This is a genomic window from Mammaliicoccus sp. RAM2 (assembly GCF_045897195.1).
Classification (GTDB): Bacteria; Bacillota; Bacilli; order Staphylococcales; family Staphylococcaceae; genus Mammaliicoccus; species Mammaliicoccus sciuri.
The window spans coordinates 156,698-175,332 of sequence record NZ_JBJNWI010000004.1 but is presented as its reverse complement, the minus strand read 5'-3'; the positions used below and the strand labels follow the sequence as shown (position 1 = coordinate 175,332).

The following is an 18,635-nucleotide window of genomic DNA, read 5'->3' as shown; positions in this document are numbered from 1 at the left end:
TTAATCGTCTCCTTGGTAATTGTTATAAAATAATTGGACAAGTGCATTACGAAATTCTTCATTAGACATTTTCCTATTTTTTGTTAAAAATTCATAATTTTTAGTCGTAAGTGCATTTAATAGGATATCTACTTTGAATGTAATGAAGTATTCATTTTCTTCATAATTAAATAGGTTTGAATAATAATCATGCAACAACTGATAGAATTCAGTTTGTTTGAAATCTTTTTTACTTGTACTATTTTCAACACATTTCAGTAATGCTTGATGTTCTATTTTGAACTGTAAAAATCGATCGATTGACTGTATAAAAATCATTTTGTTTGACTTCTCTTTTTGTGAAATTGTATTTAAATCTGTCACGAACATTTCAAAATCATTTGAGATTAATTTGTAACAAAGAGCACTTTTATCTTCAAAATGTCTATAAAGTGTTCCCATACCTAGATTGAGCTCATTAGAAATTCGTTTCATGCTGATATTTTCAACACCAAATTCAGTAAAAAGTGCTTTAGCTTTGGTTTCTATACGATGTTTATTTTCTTCGGCATCTCTCCTCATGTTGACGCCTCCTTGCTTATAAATTGACAATCGGATACCTGTCCGTTTATTGTATAAAATACAAAGTTAAAGTTCAAAGAATTTGAATTGAAAGAAGGAATATCATGTCTTTAAATAAAGAACAAAGAAAAGTTACGAGCAAAGAATTAATTGACCATTTTAAAGCATCTCATTTATCTGAGGAAACAATTGCTGATGCATTAAATGTAACAACTAAAGATATTCATAAAGCATTAAATATGGAAGCACCAAATGGATTAATGAGAAATAGATTAATGGATTTTATTCATTTAGTATGGGACGTTCGAGATTTTATAAATAAAGAAATTAAAGAACAAGGAAATGAACCGATTGAATATACGTATTTAAAAGTTAATAAAGAGAATTATAGTTTTTTACAAGGGAGAGGAAATTGATGATTCAAAGTATATTAGTAATAGGTTCTACAGGTAAGCAAGGTAGTGCGGTCGTTCGAGAATTACTAAGTGAAGGATGGAAAGTTAGAGCATTTACGCGTAACAAACATAATCAAAAATTAGCAAATATTAAAGATGATAATTTAGAAATATTTGAAGGTGATTTAAGTAATCAAAGTGATTTAAAACAAGCGATGAATGAACAATATGGTGTATATTGTGTTCAGCCAATTATACAGAATGATGTGGAACAAGAATTACAACAAGGTAAAGCTATTATCGATACAGCAGTAAAACAAGATATATCTTATGTTGTATACAGTACTGCAGGAGGCGTTAACAGAAATCGTACAGGTCCACACTTTGAAGCGTTAGCTAAAATTGAAGACATGCTCAGTGAATCTCCATTAAATTATACAATTATTAAACCATCATTTTTCATGGATAATTTTCTGCGCATTGCCAAAGTAGAAGCGGATAACATATATATTCCAGAATTTATTTCACCTGATATAAAATTTGCGATGATTCCTTCTGATGATATCGCAAAAATAACAGCTCAAATATTTAAAAATGTAGATGAATACAATCATCAATCTATTGAAATTGCTTCTGATGAATTAACCTTAAACGAAGTTGTTGATACATTTACATCTGTTACAAATAAAAAAACTGAAATAAAAGGTCAATTTTCTAGTCAAATTGCTGAAAAAAGTTGGCTAGAAGAAAAAGGATACGTTGTAGATTTTGAAAAAATGGATCATATAAATCCAAATAGATTACGTTTGAAAAAATGGATATCAAAAAATTTCAAATAATAATATTATGTTAACAAATTAATGTTGTTAAATAATTGTACAGTCGTGTCAGTTATATTCACATACATTTGTGTCATTGTATTCCTTATGTATACTAAATATAATTGAGGAGGATGGAAAGATGATTAGATTAGCAAAAGCAGAAGATTTAAAAGAAATCTTATATATTTATAATGATGCAATTAAGAATACAACAGCTGTATACACATATGATGAAACAACATTAGAAGAACGTCATAAATGGTTTAATACTAAAGTGGAAAATAACCAACCTGTTATTGTGTATGAAGTGGGTGGCCAAGTTGCTGGTTTTGCAACATACGGATCTTTCAGAGATTGGCCAGCATATCAATATACAATTGAACATTCTATTTATGTAAATCCAGATTTCAGGAGACAAGGTATTGCTTCAAAATTATTATTAGAAATTATTGATTTAGCAAAGAAAAATGGCTATAAAACGATTGTTGCAGGAATTGATGGTGATAATCAAGGTAGTATTGATTTACATAAAAAATTAGGATTTAAATATAGTGGTAAAATTGAAAAAGTAGGATATAAATTTGATAAGTGGTTAGATTTAGATTTTTATCAAATATTCTTATAAGTGATATACAACCATACTGAGACATTAAATATTGTTTCAGTATGGTTTTTTAATTTTTAAACTTCAGAAGTATTTCCCTTTTTTAATGATATTGTGAGTATTAATACTAATATTAACAATATCCCTAATATTTGAAATGGTAAAAACGCGACATTTAACCAAATAGCACTGCTTAATATTGCGATTACAGGTTCAATTGTTCCGAAAAATGCGGTTTCTTTAGCACTTAAATAATTCAAACTAGAAATAAAGAAAAAGAATGCGATTGTTGTACCTGCAATAATACCAAATAAGAGATAAAAAATAGTTTGGCCATTTAATAGTTGAATATCAATATCCCAAATAGGCGCTTTAAAATTGATAAATATTCCGGATATGAGCATTGACCAACCAACGACGAGAACTGACGGATATTTTTTTAATAAATTACCAACATAAATCGTATAAAAAGCTAATGATAAACCAGATATAATGCCCCAAATAATACTGCTTTTAGCAACCATTAAGTTGTGAATACTCCCATTTGTTAATAATAAAAAAGAACCGGTGATTGTTAGAATAATAGCTATTAAATCAAATGCTTTAAAAGTGTCTTTCTTTCTTAACACATACCAAATGATGATATAGACTGGTGCTATATATTGTAAAAGTGTTGCTACTGCTGCATTACCATAATTGATGGATGCCATGTATGAGTATTGAACGAGAAACATGCCAAAAATTGAAAATAGTAACAACTGAATGATACTGTCCTTATCTTTAAATATAATAAACAAGCTATGTTGTTTATGCGTTAATTTAAACAAGCATAATAGTAATAAGCCACTTATAAGCAGTCTTGCTGTTACATACCAATTCATATCAATATGTTGATGTTGAAATAAATAATCAGAAACTGTACCACCTAGTCCCCAAAAGCTTGCACCAACTATTGCTAAACTTATACCTTTAATGCGATTATACTTGTCCATATGTTTCACCTTCATTTTATAATTATATATTGATTATAGTGATTTAAAACATGATATAATACATAAATATTGTGTAATAATATCAAAATATTGAGGTGATTGTTGATTGTATACTGAAATTATTGTTGAAGAAACAAGAGAAGAATTAATTCAATATCCTTATAAAAATTGGCATCACATTATTTTACATACCTTTCTAAACAAAACGTTATATGGATACATCCCCATTCATTGGCACAGTGCTTTGCAATATGTTTATGTCATTAATGGTGAACTTAAAGTTGGAATAGGTGAAGAATTGATTTATGTTCCAAAAGGGCACGGGTTATTTATAAATTCTCAAGTTGTTCATGAAATAAATGAAAGTGTGTCTGATACAGAATATTTTTGTTGGAATATTGATCTCGCTGATATGTATAAACAGATAGAGATGGAATATTTAACGCAAGTATTAGAATTAGCACATAAAATACCTTATATTTACTTGTCTCCAAATCTATCCGAACATCAAATGCTAATTAATATCATTAAAGATGCAGGTGAAAAATTTATTAAAAAAGAACAACATTTTAAATTAGATATTTCAATTTACTATTATGAGTCATTGAAACATTTGATAAATATCATGTCGCAAATTGAAACAGATGCACATTACTATTTCGATCAACGTATCAAAACATTGATTAACTATATACAAGTTCATTATCAGTCTAAAATAACGTTGAATGATTTAAGTGACAATATCCATATGAGTAAGCCTGAGACTGTTCGACTGTTTAGTAAATATGTTCATCAAACGCCATTTCAATATATCTTAAACTATAGATTAGAAAAAAGTGTGAGTTTATTAAATAAACATACAGATAAGTCTATTACAGATATTTCATACGCATGTGGCTTTTCAACAACGAGTTATTTTATACAAAAGTTTAAAGAAAGGTATGGCCAAACACCAAAACAATTTCTTAAACAAATAAAAAAGTAAACGCTTCCTATTGAAAAACTATAATTATACCGATACAATATGATTAAACAGTTATAAAGTAAAGGGGATAATTAGATGGATATAAAATTAGTCGTCACAGATATGGATGGTACTTTTTTAGATGGGAATAGCGAGTTTGATAGAGAAGCGTTTGGCATATTAAAAGAAAATTTAGATACACACAATATTAGATTTGTGTTCTGTACGGGGAAACAATGTGAAAGAGTTGAAAATATTGTAGGGGATTTAACGAAAGATACATTTATCATTGGAGATAGTGCAACACGTATAAAATATAACGGTGAATTTCTTTACACAGCAACGATACAAAATGAACTAGGATTAAATATTATTGATGCTTTAACAAAAATAGATCCAGAGCAAACAATTATTGCATGTACGGAAGATGTAGCATATGTTCTAGATACTGTTTATGAAGAAGAAAGAAAATTTGTACACGGTTCATATCAAAACGTTACATACATTAAAGATTTCACAGAAATTAAAAGTGATTTCTTGAAAATCACGGTTCATGACGCTTCAGGTAAATGTAAACAAACAGCACAACAAATTGATTACTTTAATAACGAAGTGTATATTATTGCATCTGAAGATTACTGGATTGATATTACGAAGTTAGGTGTGAATAAAGGAACGACTATTCATAAAATACAAAGCATATTAAACATTGATCCTGCTGAAACAATTGCTTTTGGAGACGGACTTAATGATATAGATTTATTCAAATCAGCTAAATATAAAGTAGCAATGGATAACGCATATCCAGAATTGAAAAAAGAGGCAAACCTCATCGCGATCAATCATAACGATAGTGGCGTTATTAAAACATTAAATTTATTGCTTTCATTCTGATATCATGAGTATGAGGTGATAAGATGAAACCGGAGAATCAATATGATGATCAAGCATTTTTTGATCAATATGCCAAAATGGCGAGAAGTCAGCACGGCTTGGAAGGTGCAGGAGAATGGGAAACATTACAAAGCAATTTACCTGACTTTAAAAATAAAAAAGTATTGGATTTAGGTTGTGGTTATGGTTGGCATTGTAAATATGCTGTTCAGCAAGGCGCTAAAGAAGTGGTAGGCATCGATGCTTCTAAAAAAATGATAGAGAAGGCAGAAGCGGTCAATCATGATTCTAAAATAACCTATTTGGTTGATCTCATTGATGAGTATTTTATGGAACCTAATACTTATGACGTAATATTAAGTTCATTAGTGATTCATTATATAGAAGATATTGAGTCACTGTTTAAGAAAGTATCAAAAGCATTATCACATAATGGAGAATTTATATTTTCAGTAGAGCATCCTATATTTACTGCTCATGGTTCTCAAGAATGGATATATAAAGATGGAGAAATTGAGCATTTCCCTGTTGATCATTATTTTGTAGAAGGGGAAAGAAATACGCATTTCTTAGGTAGCGAAATAAAAAAATATCATCATACATTAACTTCATATTTTGCAGCGCTTAAAAATAATCAATTTATCATTGAAAATATTGTTGAGCCAATACGACCTCAACATATGATGAATATAGATGGTATGAAAGATGAATTAAGAAGACCTATGATGATCATATTTAAAGCGAAGAAGATAAACTAAATGTAATATAGTAATAATAAGAGTGAGATAGAAATCTAATTTATTTAAAAAGATTTCTGTCCCACTTTTTAGTTATGCATTAAAATCCAAATAATAGTAAATATCAAATTTATCTTTTTGTTGTGTGAATTGATATGATTTGGTATTTAATCCTCCAATTTCAAAGCCATATTTTAAATAAAAGCGATTAGCATTTAAATTATTGTCTTGAGCAATTGTATAAATCCCTTTCATTCCTTCATCTTTTGCTAATTCTATCGCTGCATTTAACAATGTTGATGCAACATTTTGACCGCGGTAAGAAGAAGAGACTTTTAAATCACTTAAATACAAATATTTATTCCAATACTTTTCAAAAATACCTAAACCAATACATTTGTTATCATCAAACGCACCTATTGCAAAACCTTTCTGATCAATTGAATCAAGCTGATAATCTTCATCAGGAAAAATCATCGTATCAGAATCCGTTAATACTTCATGATACTGCCATACATTAGCAGTTCTCGTAACGACAAGTTTACCGAACAGTTCAAATGCTTCATTAGGTAATTTAAGTGCATGCTCATTATTTTTAGTAATACGTTCAATCGTTATCATAAATTATGCCACCCCCATTTACACATCATAGCATAAGCGAAGAAAATGGTTTTAGACTATTCAATACTAACAATACAATCCATGCTTAATCGTACTTTCTTATCCTCTGCAATGACTTCTAACTTCTTATGTTCACTATCAAATTTATGAATTTCACATGCTATTTCTTTAAAATAACTATCTTCCCAATATTTAATAAGTGCTTGTGGATTATAAAATATTTTTTCTGCTAATACGTTATTCAAATCATTTAATGCAGTTTCTTCTAATATAGGTTTCTCTACTTTTGTTTGATCGGCTATAAACTGTTTAATCATTTCATATTGCTCGGGCATTGTTGCAAATGGTGCCCATTTAATCATACCTCTTCCTTTAGGAATATTACGTTGTAGATAATGATTAGGAATTTTGCGATAATCTGTCTCATATTTATAAGGTTCTGGTAAGTCAGGATTAATAATTTTCATATACAAGCTCCTTATTCATTTTATTTAAGCAATGGATTGCGTTATTCAAAGAAACGATCATCGTATTTCGTTGTGTTGAAGATGTATAAACATCACGATAAATGACGTGTAAAATCTTTAAATATCCCGTAAATAAAATGAACTTCTCAGTTCGATAATCAAATGATTGAAGGTAGCGTTCAACTTTGTTTATTTCTTTATAAATGACTTCACCATTTAAAAATATCGCCGTATCATTAGTCGGTTCAACGCTATCTAACATGTAAATGTAAGTTTCAAATTTATGAATCATTAAGTTAATATACTTATTCATCACAAACACCTCCCGTAGAATCTTTTCTTTTATTATACGAACAAGTGTTCGTATTTGTAAAGTGAAATGTGAGAGATAAATTTGACTAGATAAATGAAAATCTATTGAAAGCTTGTGTTATATTAAGCATACTTGAGAAAAATTCTTAAAATAAAGTAGGTGAATAAAGTGACAATTGTGATTGTTGGTGGATCGGGTATGTTGATGGATGCAACGAAATGGATTAAAGAACATTTTGATGATGATATTTGGTTGCTTTCTAGAAATCAAAATAAATACGCAGAGGACTTACTTCATTCGAAAAATATACATTTTAAACAATATGATTATGAAAATGATTGTGTGCTGAGTGATGAGAATATACGAGGTACTAATATTATGGTGAGTTGGGTACATAGTAATGGCTATTTTAATCATCTCAAGTTCATTGAGAAATATATAAGTGTGGATAAGCATGCTGAACCAATTTATGTTCACGTCGTCGGTACAAATAAATTTGATGATGCTGAGTTTATTAATAAGCTTAAGAATAAAGGCTTTAATGTATTCACAGTAAAATTGGGTCATCGAATAAATGATGATGGAACTAAACGTTGGCTTAATAATGAAGAAATTTCAAAGGGTGTAATTCAAGCTATACAATTCAAAAAAGATATATTAATAAGTGATTGATGAGTAAAAGAGCATGAATTTAATATTGTAAAATAGAAGATAATCTAAAAATAGATTATCTTCTATTTTTATATTCAATACAATTAATTATTTCCAACAAATAATTCTGTGTAAAATAATTAAAAATTGTGGAATAAGTATATAAGGAGTGTTAATATGAATGAAAATTTAATTATAAGATAAAAACAATTACAAAGGGGCGAGATTGAATGAAAATTAAAATTTTAGGGTTCAATCTTTTTGCTAAAGGTGGAACATCAAGAAGTAATATCAATTTAATTAAATCGTTTATTAAAGCTAATCATGAAGTTGTTTATTATAATTTTAAAACTTTTGATAAGACAGCGAAATTTAATACTATGATTAATGAACAATTATTTGATAAGCATTTAAGTTTCGAAGAATTTAGAACAAGTGAAGATTTTGTAAATGCAGATTTCGTTATACTAACGAGAGAAACCTTCTTTTATTTAGCAAGAGAAATAAAATCAATCAATCCAAATGCAATGGTCGTAGGGGAGATTCATGGACCATTAGCATATATTGATGATAATCAAGATTTAGCTTTTGATGCGATTGATGCTTATAGAGTGAGTTCTATTGATATTAAGCGTGATTTCATCGAACGTTATGGAAAAGAAAATGTCTTTAATCAATATGTCGATGCGTCACATATTATCGCGAATGAAGAACCTAGTGTGACACGAAGAAATTTATTAATTAAAGCAAGATTTGAAGATAATATAAAGGATATTTCATATGTTATAAAAATGATGAATCGTATCATCAATGTTAAGGGCTATGATAATATACATTTATATATCAAGGGGTATGGACCATCTGAAATTTTATATAAAAATTTAATTCATTATTATCAACTAGAGGAACATGTTCATATGAATGAACGGGAACCTAAAAACTATATTTATATATCATCTTCTCCATATGAAACATTAGGCTATTCTATATTAGAATCTATAGCTGAAGGTAATAAAACGTTTATTTATGCTGGAGAAGATGGCGTACTCAAACGTATATATGAACCGTATCATGCAGTACAATTTTTAGAGAAAGATATCCATGAAGATAGTAATCGTTTAATTGAGTTTATTGATGACAAATATACAAAGGAAGAAAGAGCTGAAGATGTAGCATTATTGAATGCAACATTTATTGATAGAGACTATGCTTCTGATTTTATTGAAGCATCTAAAGGATGTATGGATGGTTTAAAAATAGGATCAGGAAGTAAGGCGAAAGTTACACAAAAAGTCCGCAAAAAATCAAAGCTAGAATATGGCAGAGATTTGTATGAACAATATAAGACTAAACCAGTTATTAGAACAGTGTTAAATAATGAGAGAGTCTTTAATTTTGCAAAAAAGAAATACGAAAAAAGGAAAATGGATAAGCTTAAACAGCAATACGACGCCATTACACCTTCGGAAAATAAAGTGTTCATAGAGTCGTTTCATGGGAACAATTTTAATGGAGATCCGAAATATATCGCACTATATATTAAAGAACACTTTCCTGAAAAAGAAGTGTATGTAAGTTCTAGAAATGCATTAGTAGATATGGAAATTAGAAATCACAATTTAATTCCTGTAAGGTTTGGTAGTAATATTTATAATCAAACATTTAGGTCGTGCAAATATATTGTGGTGAACGGCAATACTTTAGATAGGGTGTTTAAACATAAAGATCAAATATTTGTACAAACATGGCATGGCTTTCCTCTTAAAAGAATGTTGAATGATTTAGAAGACAAAACTGAAAGGAATGCTCAAGTAGCAGCGTTTAAACCAAGAATGAAGAAGTGGGATTACTTATTAACTTCTTCAGCAGTAAATACAATGTTACTAGAGTCATCATTTAATATTCAACCAGAGCAAGACTTACAAATACTTCAACTCGGTGCACCGAGAAATGAATATTTAATGAAGCATGATGAAACAGAGAAAGAACGTGTGCTTACGAAATATTTCTTTACTAAAAGTAATGATAAAAAATATATTTTGTTCTGTCCGACATGGAGAAAAGAAAAAAGAGCACTAATGTCAAAAATCAATTTAAACATCTTATTAGAACAATTACCTGAAGAATATGAAATTATTGTTAAACTACATCCTAATGAATCACATTTGAGAGTAACATATAGTGAATTAAGTGATCGAATTCATTGTTTTTATAATGAACTTGTAGACATTCAAGAACTATATTTAATTTCAGATGCCATGATTACAGATTATTCATCTACGATATTTGATTATGCACATTTAAATAAACCCATTTTCTTATTGCAAGAAGATACAGAAGTTTATTCAGAACAAATAGGCTTTTATTTTGATATATTCGAACTTGTCACGATAGAAATTGCGAGTAATGATGAACGCATACTGGCCAGACAATTACTAGAAAATAAACAACCAGATTATCAAAATATAACAGACCAACTATTACAAGATGATAAAATAGGTACCACTGAAAATATCGTGAATTATATATTTAAGTAAGATTTGTACAAAGTGTTGATTTTTATATAGTTATCTTAGAACTTGTGAGTTAATGAAGACATTAACACACAAGATTGGGTACCTCGTAAATTTTATCTTTAAGTAAGTATTCTACAAATCAAAAACCATCGCTACAGTCTATAGCGATGGTTTTTTGATATTAGTATTTTATAATAAATTTAACGTGTTAAGTTCAGTTCTAAATCTAATGCTTCTTTTAAAATGTTGGATGTTTCTTGTGAATTTACACCACAACTGCCATATTTTTCAGCGAGTTTGAATGCTGTAACGTATAGTTCTAAACTGTCTTTCGCGATATCTTCTGCATTTTCTTCTACGGATGGATTTGCTCTAACCACTAATTCTGCAAATTTTTCTGGTTGGATTTCAATTCCCATGTTTAAATAAACACTCCTATTAGATTTTGTAACGTTACTAAACTAATGTGTTTGAATAACGCTCGTATTATGTTTACCCTAATAAAAAATTAATAATCATCTCTTTTAAAATTTTTTATTTTGAATTAGAATATAGAGTGAATAGAGAGGATGTCAATATTGAGAATTTTATTTATAGGTGATATTGTAGGCAAACTAGGAAGAGAGCAGTTAGAAACATATTTACCAAAAATTAAAGCAAGTTACAAACCAACGTTTACGATTGTGAATGCAGAAAATGCTGCACACGGTAAAGGCTTAACAGAGAAAATTTATAAAGATATTTTAAGAATGGGTGCAGACTTTTTAACGATGGGTAATCACACTTATGGTCAAAGAGAAATATATGATTTTATTGGACAAGCGAATAGAATGGTTCGTCCAGCGAATTTCCCAGAAGAAGCACCAGGTCTTGGTATGAGAATTATTAGAGTTAATGATAAAGATATCGCAATCATTAATTTACAAGGTCGTTCATTTATGCCAGTAATTGACTGCCCATTCAAAAAAGCAGATGAACTTATAGAACAAGCTTCAAAAATAACACCGTATATATTTGTGGATTTTCATGCTGAAACAACTTCAGAGAAAAACGCAATGGGATGGTATTTGAATGGTAGAGTAAGTGCAATGGTTGGTACACATACTCATATTCAAACATCTGATGAGCGTGTGTTAAATGAAGGTACTGCATATATTACTGACGTAGGTATGACGGGTTATTATGACGGCATACTAGGTATTAATAAAGATGAAGTTATTGAAAGATTTATAACAAGTTTACCGCAACGTCATAATTTACCTGATGAAGGTAGAAAAGTATTGTCAGGTGTTATTATTGACCTTGATAGTGCAGGTAAAGCTAAAAAAATACAACGTATATTAATTAATGACGATCATCCATTTGAATAGTATCGTCCATTAGACTGATTTTTATTAAAACCCTTTAATTTCATAGGATTAAAAGGGTTTTTTTGTTATGATATAACATGAGATATTACATGGGGAGGCCATAAAATGAAATCACAAATTTCATGGAAAGTGGGCGGACAGCAAGGCGAAGGAATTGAATCAACAGGTGAAATTTTTGCAACTGCTATGAACCGTCAAGGATATTATTTATACGGATATCGCCATTTTTCAAGTAGAATTAAAGGCGGTCATACAAATAATAAAATTAGAGTATCGTCAAAACCAGTAAGAGCTATTAGTGACGATTTAGATATATTAATTGCATTTGATCAAGAGACGATAGAAGTTAACTATCATGAAATGCTTGAAGGAAGTATTATTATTGCAGATGAAAAAGCGAAACCTCAAAATCCAGAAGATAGTAAAGCACAATTGGTTAGTTTACCATTCACAGGTGTAGCAAAAGAATTGGGCACTGCACTTATGAAAAATATGGTCGCAGTTGGTGCAACTTGTGCCGTAATGGATTTAGATACGAAAGTATTTGAATCATTAATAAAAGATCTATTCGGTAAAAAAGGTGAAAGTGTTGTAGATTTAAACATTCAAGCTTTAAATGAAGGATATCGCTTAATGTCTGAACAAATGGACGATTTACAAAGTGAACATACCATAGAACCAACTGACTCTGAAGGTCATTTATTTATGATAGGAAATGATGCAATTGGTTTAGGTGCTGTTGCAGCAGGTGTTAGATTTATGGCAGCATATCCAATCACACCAGCATCTGAAATTATGGAGTATATGATTGATCGTTTACCAGCATTAGGTGGAACAGTTATTCAAACAGAAGATGAAATTGCAGCATGTACAATGGCGATAGGTTCAAACTATGCAGGTGTACGTTCATTCACATCTTCAGCAGGTCCAGGTTTATCATTAATGATGGAATCAATAGGTTTATCAGGTATGACTGAAACACCACTTGTTATTGTAAATACACAACGTGGGGGACCTTCTACTGGTCTGCCAACGAAACAAGAACAATCAGATTTAATGCAAATGATTTATGGTACACACGGTGACATTCCTAAAATCGTATTGGCACCAACTAGTGCAAGTGATGCATTCTATTTAACTGTAGAAGCGTTTAACTTAGCTGAAGAATATCAATGTCCAGTTATTCTATTATCAGATTTACAATTATCATTAGGTAAACAAACTGTAGAATCATTAGATTATAGCAAAGTTGAAATTCGTAGAGGTGCATTGGTTGAAGGTGATTTAGAAAAACAAGAAGATAAAGCGTACTTTAAACGTTATGCTTTAACAGATTCAGGTGTATCACCACGTATCTTACCAGGTACAATAGGCGGAATCCATCACGTTACAGGTGTTGAACATGATGAAGAAGGAAAACCTTCTGAAAGTGCTGAGAACAGACAAAAACAAATGGATAAACGTATGCGTAAAACAGCTCAATTATTGATCAATGATCCAGTAGAATCTAATGAAAAATATGAAGAAGCGGATATATTATATGTTGGCTTTATTTCAACAGCTGGTGCAATCGAAGAAGCTATTTCAAGATTGGATCAACAAAATGTGAAAGTCAATCACATTCAAATTAGACAACTTCATCCGTTCCCTTCAGATGTTGTGCAAGAAGCATTTAATAAAGCTAAAAAAGTTGTTGTAGCTGAGCATAACTATCAAGGACAACTATCTAATATTATTAAGATGAATATTAATCATCAAAATAAAATTATTAACCAAACTAAATATGACGGTACGCCGTTCTTACCACATGAAATAGAAGATAAAGCTTTAGAAGTCGTAAGTAATATGAAGGAGTTGATTTAATTGGCAACATTTAAAGATTTTAGAAATAATGTTAAACCAAACTGGTGTCCAGGTTGTGGAGATTTCTCAGTACAAGCTGCAATTCAAAAAGCAGCAGCTAATGTTGGACTAGAGCCAGAAGAAGTTGCCATTATTACAGGGATTGGATGTTCAGGACGTTTAAGCGGTTATGTAAATTCATATGGCGTTCATTCTATACATGGACGTTCTTTACCATTAGCACAAGGCGTTAAAATGGCTAATAAAGATTTAACTGTTATCGCTTCAGGTGGTGACGGTGATGGATTTGCGATTGGTATGGGCCATACTGTTCATGCATTAAGAAGAAATATGGATATGACTTATATCGTTATGGATAACCAAATTTATGGTTTAACAAAAGGACAAACATCACCAAGTTCTGCTAAAGGATTTGTAACGAAATCAACTCCAAAAGGTAACATCGAACAAAATATTGCACCTTTAGAATTGGCGATATCATCTGGTGCAACATTTGTTGCTCAAAGTTTCTCTAGTGATATTAAAGAATTAACAAGTATTATTGAAGAAGCGATTAATCATAAAGGATTTTCATTTGTAAATGTATTTTCACCATGTGTAACGTATAATAAAATTAATACGTATGACTGGTTTAAAGAAAATTTAACAAAACTTGCAGATATTGAAGGTTATGATAATACAAACAAATCTCAAGCAATGCAAACTGTATTAGATACTGAATCAATGATTACAGGAATTATTTATCAAGATAAAGATACACCATCATATGAATCACAAATTGAACAGTTTGATGAACAACCACTTGTTAAAAAGTCTCTTAAACTTGAACAAAATCAATTTGATGAACTTGTTTCTCAGTTTAAATAATTATATAATAATACCACTTTAAGCTCATAGATTTATCTATGAGCTTTTATACATAGAAAAGGGGGATTCGAAATGACAAATACATTAATGAGTATTCAAATTATTCCAGAACATCAACAGACAGGTGTTATTCCTCTAGTTGATGAGGCAATTAGTATCATCGATCAATCGGGTCTTAAATATGAAGTACATCCTTTAGAAACAACGATAGAAGGAGATTTAAATGCATGTCTTATTCTTATTGAACAAATAAATGAACGTATGGTTGAACTTGAATGTGACAGCATTATTTCTCAGATTAAGTTCTATCATGTGCCTGAAGGTATAACAATGGATACATTAACGGATAAGTATAAATCATAATTTCAAAATAATAAGATATAAGAAAAGGAGAATGTTATAGAAAAATATATTAAAGGGGATATGTAAATTGAAAACAGTACTTAAATTTATTAGGTCGTATAAATGGTTGTTTATACTCGGTTTAATATTAATGTTAGTAGAATTAGCGGTTGAACTTATTCAGCCCATTTTTATATCAGAAATCATTGATAACGGAATTTTAAAGAATGATTTAAATCACGTATATTTGTACTTAGTTATTATGCTAGTAACAGGATTAGTAGCCCTTTTATCAGGAATATGGAATAGTTTTGTTGCGGGGCATGTATCTCAAGCATTTGCTTATGATTTAAGAACTGAACAATTTAAGAAAATCCAGTCTTTTTCTTTAGCAACATTAGAGAGGTTTAAGACTTCAAGTTTAATTACGAGGTTAACAAGTGATGTAACCAATTGTGATCAAGCAGTATATATGTCAATTAGAATCATGTTACGAGCGCCTTTAATGATTATTGGGAGCATTATTTTAAGTTTTGCAGTCGAACCGAAATTAGCGATTTATTTAGTAATAGGTTCTCCGATTATTTTTATTATTATATTTGTAATTGCTCGAAAAGGATCTAAACTATTCACAAAAATTCAAAGAAAATTTGATGAAATGAATAGATTTTTCCAACAGAATTTAGAAGCGGTCAGATTAATCAAAGCGAGCCAAACGAGCAAACAAGAAATCAATCAATTTAATGAAAAAATCAAAGATATTAGAAGCAATTATACATACGCATTACGCCTCATGGAATTTATCAATCCTTCATTATTATTGATTATAAATGGCAGTATATTAGCTGTTGTATGGTTTGGTTCAGATATGGTTGATTATTCTACTTTAGAAGTTGGTAAATTAGTTGCGATATTAAATTATGGTATGAGAATGCAAGGTGGATTTGGGATGCTTGCTTTCTTAATCATGACACTCAGTAGAATGAAAGCATCAAGTGAACGAATTGAAGAAGTATTAATTACGCCATCAGATGAAAAAGTGTTTAATAATGAAGTTGAACATAAGCCCAATTATGCATATCCTATTCAATTTAAAGATGTTTCTTTCACGTATCCAAATAGTCATAAGCCTGTTTTAGAACATATATCATTTGAAGTGAAACCGAGAGAAACTTTTGCCATTATGGGGTCAACTGGTTCTGGTAAATCTACATTAGTCAGTTTGATACCTAAAATGTATAAAGCGACATCAGGAGAAATATTGCTTAACAATAAAAACGTAAACGATTGGGAAATTGAATCTTTAAGAGATGCAATTGGATACGTACCTCAAAAAGCATTGTTATTCTCAGGAACAATTTATGAGAATTTACAATTTGGAGATCCATCAGCTGAAAGTGAAATGTTAGAATTATCTTCAGAAAAAGCCCAAATACACCAATCTATCGAACGTTTTGATCATCAATATGATACGATGATTGGCCAACAAGGTGTGACGTTATCAGGCGGTCAAAAGCAAAGATTATCTATTGCTAGAGCACTTGTTAGGAAACCAGGTTTATTAATTTTAGATGATTCAACATCAGCATTAGATATTAAGACAGAATCTGCTTTATGGGATGCATTAGAAGATGAAGAAACGACTAAATTAATTGTGACACAAAAAATTTCAACTGCTCAAACAGCAGATCGAATTATGTTACTAGTCGATGGACGAATTGAAGCTATTGGGACACATGAAACACTATTAGAAACATCACCATTGTATAAAGAAATTGCAAGTAGTCAAGAAAGCGCGGTGAGTTCATCATGAGTCTAAGAAACCCTTATGGTCATAAATCAGTATTTGAAGATAAAAATCGTACTCAACATCCAACTAAAAAGAAAAAAAGAGCAAGAGATACGAAAGGTACATTATTAAATATATGGAAATTAATAGACGAAAAACGAATTCAATTAATTGTCGTGATTCTAATGATTATATGTTCATCCATATTAAGTTTAGTTGGACCGTTTTTAATCGGACATATCATTGATACGAAAATTATACCGAAAGAATTAAATGGACTACCTCAATATATTTTACTGCTTGCTATTGTATATATAATGCTTTCAGTTACATCATATATAGGATCATTTATGATGGTCAGTATTGCCCAGCGCACGGTATATTTATTAAGAAATCAACTTTTTGAACATTTTCAAACTTTGCCTGTCGCTTATTATGATCAAAAGCAACATGGTGAACTGATGAGTCGAATGCAAAATGATATTGAAAATGTATCTCAAGTATTAAATTCATCATTTATACAGTTTACTTCTAGTGTCGTTACACTCATTGGTACACTTTCAATCATGCTTTATTTGAGTCCTTTACTCACACTATTGACGATAATTATTATTCCAATCATGTTTATAAGTTTAAGATGGATTACAGCACGAACAAGTGTGTTATATGCTTTACGCCAAAAGCAGTTTGGTATTATGAATGGATATATCGAGGAAATTGTAAATGGACAAACAGTAGTTAAAGCTTTTTCTCAAGAAAAACATGTTATAGATACATTCAATGAAAAAGCGAAAGACGTGAGAGAATATAGTTTTTGGTCTATCACATTTGGTGGTTTAATACCAAAAGTAATGAACTATTTAAATAATTTAAGCTTTGCCATTGTAGCTGGTATTGGTGGTATATTAGCACTTAATCAAACTGCTGGTGTTACAGTTGGGGTGATTGTGATTTTCGCAGAATATGCGAGACAGTTTACAAGACCGTTATCTGATTTAGCAAACCAATTTAATACAGTATTATCTGCAATTGCAGGTGCTGAACGTGTTTTTGATATTATGGATGAGCCAAGTGAAAAAGATGATAAAGAGGCGCAAGATTATCAAAATATTAACGGTGAAATTGAATTTGAACATGTTGAATTCAAATATGATCCTAACCAAAAAGTACCGACTATAAAAGATTTATCCTTTAAAATTCATAACGGTGAATCTGTTGCATTAGTTGGTGCCACTGGTGCAGGTAAAACGACAATCGTGCAACTTATTCTACATTATTATGAAGTGAATAAAGGACGTATTCTAATAGATGGTATACCAATTAACAAAATAACACGTGAATCTTTAAGAAGTTCTATTGGTGTTGTGTTACAAGACTCCTATTTATTTGATGGAACGATTAAAGACAATATAATGTATGGAACGCCAAATGCTACATATGAAGAAGTTGTAGAAGCTGCTAAAAAAGCAAATGCACATGACTTTATAGAAGCCTTAGAAAATGGTTATGATACAGTGTTGAAAGGTGAATCTGGTTCATTATCTCAAGGTGAAAAGCAACTTATTTCTATCGCAAGATGTTTACTTCAAGATCCTAAAATACTTTTATTGGATGAAGCAACAAGTAGTATCGACACAGTAACCGAAATTAAAATTCAAGAAGCGTTGGATACATTAATGCAAGGTAGAACGAGTGTTATTATTGCGCACCGTTTAAATACAGTTAAAAAAGCAGACTTAGTCTTTGTATTATCCCACGGTGAATTGATTGAATCTGGCTCACAAGATGTATTAATTGAACAACAAGGTATTTATTATCACATGTTAAATACAAATGATGATGAACAAATAAAAGAATTAAACTAAAAG

The 18,635-nt window shown here is 30.2% G+C and carries 20 protein-coding genes; 14 read left to right on the top strand and 6 right to left on the bottom strand.

The genetic code is table 11. The annotated features are described in order from the left end of the window. Complete coding sequence (locus ACJTHF_RS07640) at positions 1 to 561, bottom strand: TetR/AcrR family transcriptional regulator (RefSeq protein ID WP_058591413.1); 561 nt, start codon at positions 559 to 561, stop codon at positions 1 to 3. Positions 562 to 665: 104 nt separating this feature from the next. On the opposite strand from ACJTHF_RS07640, the gene ACJTHF_RS07635 reads away from it, so the two are divergent. The 3 genes from ACJTHF_RS07635 to ACJTHF_RS07625 all read left to right on the top strand — a co-directional run bounded on the left by ACJTHF_RS07635 (position 666) and on the right by ACJTHF_RS07625 (position 2,402). Continuing rightward, a complete protein-coding gene (locus tag ACJTHF_RS07635) occupies positions 666 to 977 on the top strand; it encodes a DUF2316 family protein (RefSeq protein WP_058591414.1) in 312 nt (103 codons plus the stop codon). Continuing rightward, positions 977 to 1,795 carry an NmrA/HSCARG family protein gene (locus tag ACJTHF_RS07630; RefSeq protein WP_208182951.1) on the top strand — a complete coding sequence of 273 codons (819 nt, stop codon included), beginning with the start codon at positions 977 to 979 and terminating at the stop codon, positions 1,793 to 1,795. Before ACJTHF_RS07635 ends, ACJTHF_RS07630 begins: the two co-directional genes overlap by 1 nt. A gap of 121 nt (positions 1,796 to 1,916) precedes the next feature. Further along, complete coding sequence (locus ACJTHF_RS07625; protein ID WP_058591416.1) at positions 1,917 to 2,402, top strand: GNAT family N-acetyltransferase; 486 nt, start codon at positions 1,917 to 1,919, stop codon at positions 2,400 to 2,402. A 56-nt stretch (positions 2,403 to 2,458) separates the two neighbouring features. On the opposite strand, the gene ACJTHF_RS07620 is transcribed toward ACJTHF_RS07625, so the two are convergent. Further along, the gene (locus ACJTHF_RS07620) at positions 2,459 to 3,373 is read right to left on the bottom strand and encodes a DMT family transporter (protein WP_107603468.1); all 915 of its coding nucleotides are present in this window, start codon (positions 3,371 to 3,373) and stop codon (positions 2,459 to 2,461) included. Between the two features lie 106 nt (positions 3,374 to 3,479). Here ACJTHF_RS07620 and ACJTHF_RS07615 point away from each other — a divergent pair, with 106 nt between their 5' ends. The 3 genes from ACJTHF_RS07615 (at position 3,480) to ACJTHF_RS07605 (ending at position 5,989) form a co-directional block, all read left to right on the top strand. Then, positions 3,480 to 4,358, top strand: a complete 879-nt coding sequence (locus ACJTHF_RS07615) for a helix-turn-helix domain-containing protein (protein ID WP_078355728.1) — start codon at positions 3,480 to 3,482, stop codon at positions 4,356 to 4,358. 75 nt (positions 4,359 to 4,433) lie between these two features. Next, the gene (locus tag ACJTHF_RS07610; RefSeq protein ID WP_058591419.1) at positions 4,434 to 5,231 is read left to right on the top strand and encodes a Cof-type HAD-IIB family hydrolase; all 798 of its coding nucleotides are present in this window, start codon (positions 4,434 to 4,436) and stop codon (positions 5,229 to 5,231) included. 23 nt (positions 5,232 to 5,254) lie between these two features. Next, positions 5,255 to 5,989 (top strand): class I SAM-dependent methyltransferase, encoded by a 735-nt coding sequence (locus ACJTHF_RS07605; protein ID WP_232157180.1) that lies wholly within the window; start codon positions 5,255 to 5,257, stop codon positions 5,987 to 5,989. A gap of 72 nt (positions 5,990 to 6,061) precedes the next feature. Here the strand turns inward: ACJTHF_RS07605 and ACJTHF_RS07600 are convergent, their stop codons facing one another. Genes ACJTHF_RS07600 through ACJTHF_RS07590 form a run of 3 tightly spaced genes read right to left on the bottom strand, consistent with a single transcriptional unit; the run spans position 6,062 to position 7,369 of the window. Continuing rightward, positions 6,062 to 6,589 carry a GNAT family N-acetyltransferase gene (locus ACJTHF_RS07600; RefSeq protein WP_119650474.1) on the bottom strand — a complete coding sequence of 176 codons (528 nt, stop codon included), beginning with the start codon at positions 6,587 to 6,589 and terminating at the stop codon, positions 6,062 to 6,064. 56 nt (positions 6,590 to 6,645) lie between these two features. Further along, positions 6,646 to 7,056: a YolD-like family protein gene (locus ACJTHF_RS07595; protein WP_407812605.1), complete on the bottom strand. Its 411-nt coding sequence runs from the start codon at positions 7,054 to 7,056 to the stop codon at positions 6,646 to 6,648. After that, complete coding sequence (locus tag ACJTHF_RS07590; protein WP_049319020.1) at positions 7,043 to 7,369, bottom strand: hypothetical protein; 327 nt, start codon at positions 7,367 to 7,369, stop codon at positions 7,043 to 7,045. Before ACJTHF_RS07590 ends, ACJTHF_RS07595 begins: the two co-directional genes overlap by 14 nt. A gap of 168 nt (positions 7,370 to 7,537) precedes the next feature. On the opposite strand from ACJTHF_RS07590, the gene ACJTHF_RS07585 reads away from it, so the two are divergent. Further along, positions 7,538 to 8,041 (top strand): hypothetical protein, encoded by a 504-nt coding sequence (locus ACJTHF_RS07585; RefSeq protein ID WP_058591422.1) that lies wholly within the window; start codon positions 7,538 to 7,540, stop codon positions 8,039 to 8,041. A 209-nt stretch (positions 8,042 to 8,250) separates the two neighbouring features. Further along, complete coding sequence (locus ACJTHF_RS07580; RefSeq protein ID WP_078355731.1) at positions 8,251 to 10,557, top strand: CDP-glycerol glycerophosphotransferase family protein; 2,307 nt, start codon at positions 8,251 to 8,253, stop codon at positions 10,555 to 10,557. A gap of 179 nt (positions 10,558 to 10,736) precedes the next feature. On the opposite strand, the gene ACJTHF_RS07575 is transcribed toward ACJTHF_RS07580, so the two are convergent. Beyond that, complete coding sequence (locus ACJTHF_RS07575) at positions 10,737 to 10,955, bottom strand: hypothetical protein (protein WP_048542667.1); 219 nt, start codon at positions 10,953 to 10,955, stop codon at positions 10,737 to 10,739. 159 nt (positions 10,956 to 11,114) lie between these two features. Here ACJTHF_RS07575 and ACJTHF_RS07570 point away from each other — a divergent pair, with 159 nt between their 5' ends. From ACJTHF_RS07570 to ACJTHF_RS07545, 6 genes are all read left to right on the top strand, one after another. After that, the gene (locus ACJTHF_RS07570) at positions 11,115 to 11,906 is read left to right on the top strand and encodes a TIGR00282 family metallophosphoesterase (protein WP_084754702.1); all 792 of its coding nucleotides are present in this window, start codon (positions 11,115 to 11,117) and stop codon (positions 11,904 to 11,906) included. Between the two features lie 105 nt (positions 11,907 to 12,011). Further along, positions 12,012 to 13,769: a 2-oxoacid:acceptor oxidoreductase subunit alpha gene (locus tag ACJTHF_RS07565; protein WP_078355733.1), complete on the top strand. Its 1,758-nt coding sequence runs from the start codon at positions 12,012 to 12,014 to the stop codon at positions 13,767 to 13,769. Next, the gene (locus tag ACJTHF_RS07560) at positions 13,770 to 14,636 is read left to right on the top strand and encodes a 2-oxoacid:ferredoxin oxidoreductase subunit beta (protein WP_025905600.1); all 867 of its coding nucleotides are present in this window, start codon (positions 13,770 to 13,772) and stop codon (positions 14,634 to 14,636) included. A gap of 72 nt (positions 14,637 to 14,708) precedes the next feature. After that, positions 14,709 to 14,999 (top strand): MTH1187 family thiamine-binding protein, encoded by a 291-nt coding sequence (locus tag ACJTHF_RS07555; protein WP_025905601.1) that lies wholly within the window; start codon positions 14,709 to 14,711, stop codon positions 14,997 to 14,999. 67 nt (positions 15,000 to 15,066) lie between these two features. After that, a complete protein-coding gene (locus ACJTHF_RS07550; RefSeq protein ID WP_232157178.1) occupies positions 15,067 to 16,791 on the top strand; it encodes an ABC transporter ATP-binding protein in 1,725 nt (574 codons plus the stop codon). Continuing rightward, the gene (locus tag ACJTHF_RS07545) at positions 16,788 to 18,632 is read left to right on the top strand and encodes an ABC transporter ATP-binding protein (RefSeq protein WP_107603450.1); all 1,845 of its coding nucleotides are present in this window, start codon (positions 16,788 to 16,790) and stop codon (positions 18,630 to 18,632) included. The genes ACJTHF_RS07550 and ACJTHF_RS07545 overlap by 4 nt, the downstream gene beginning before the upstream one ends. Positions 18,633 to 18,635: the final 3 nt, after the last annotated feature.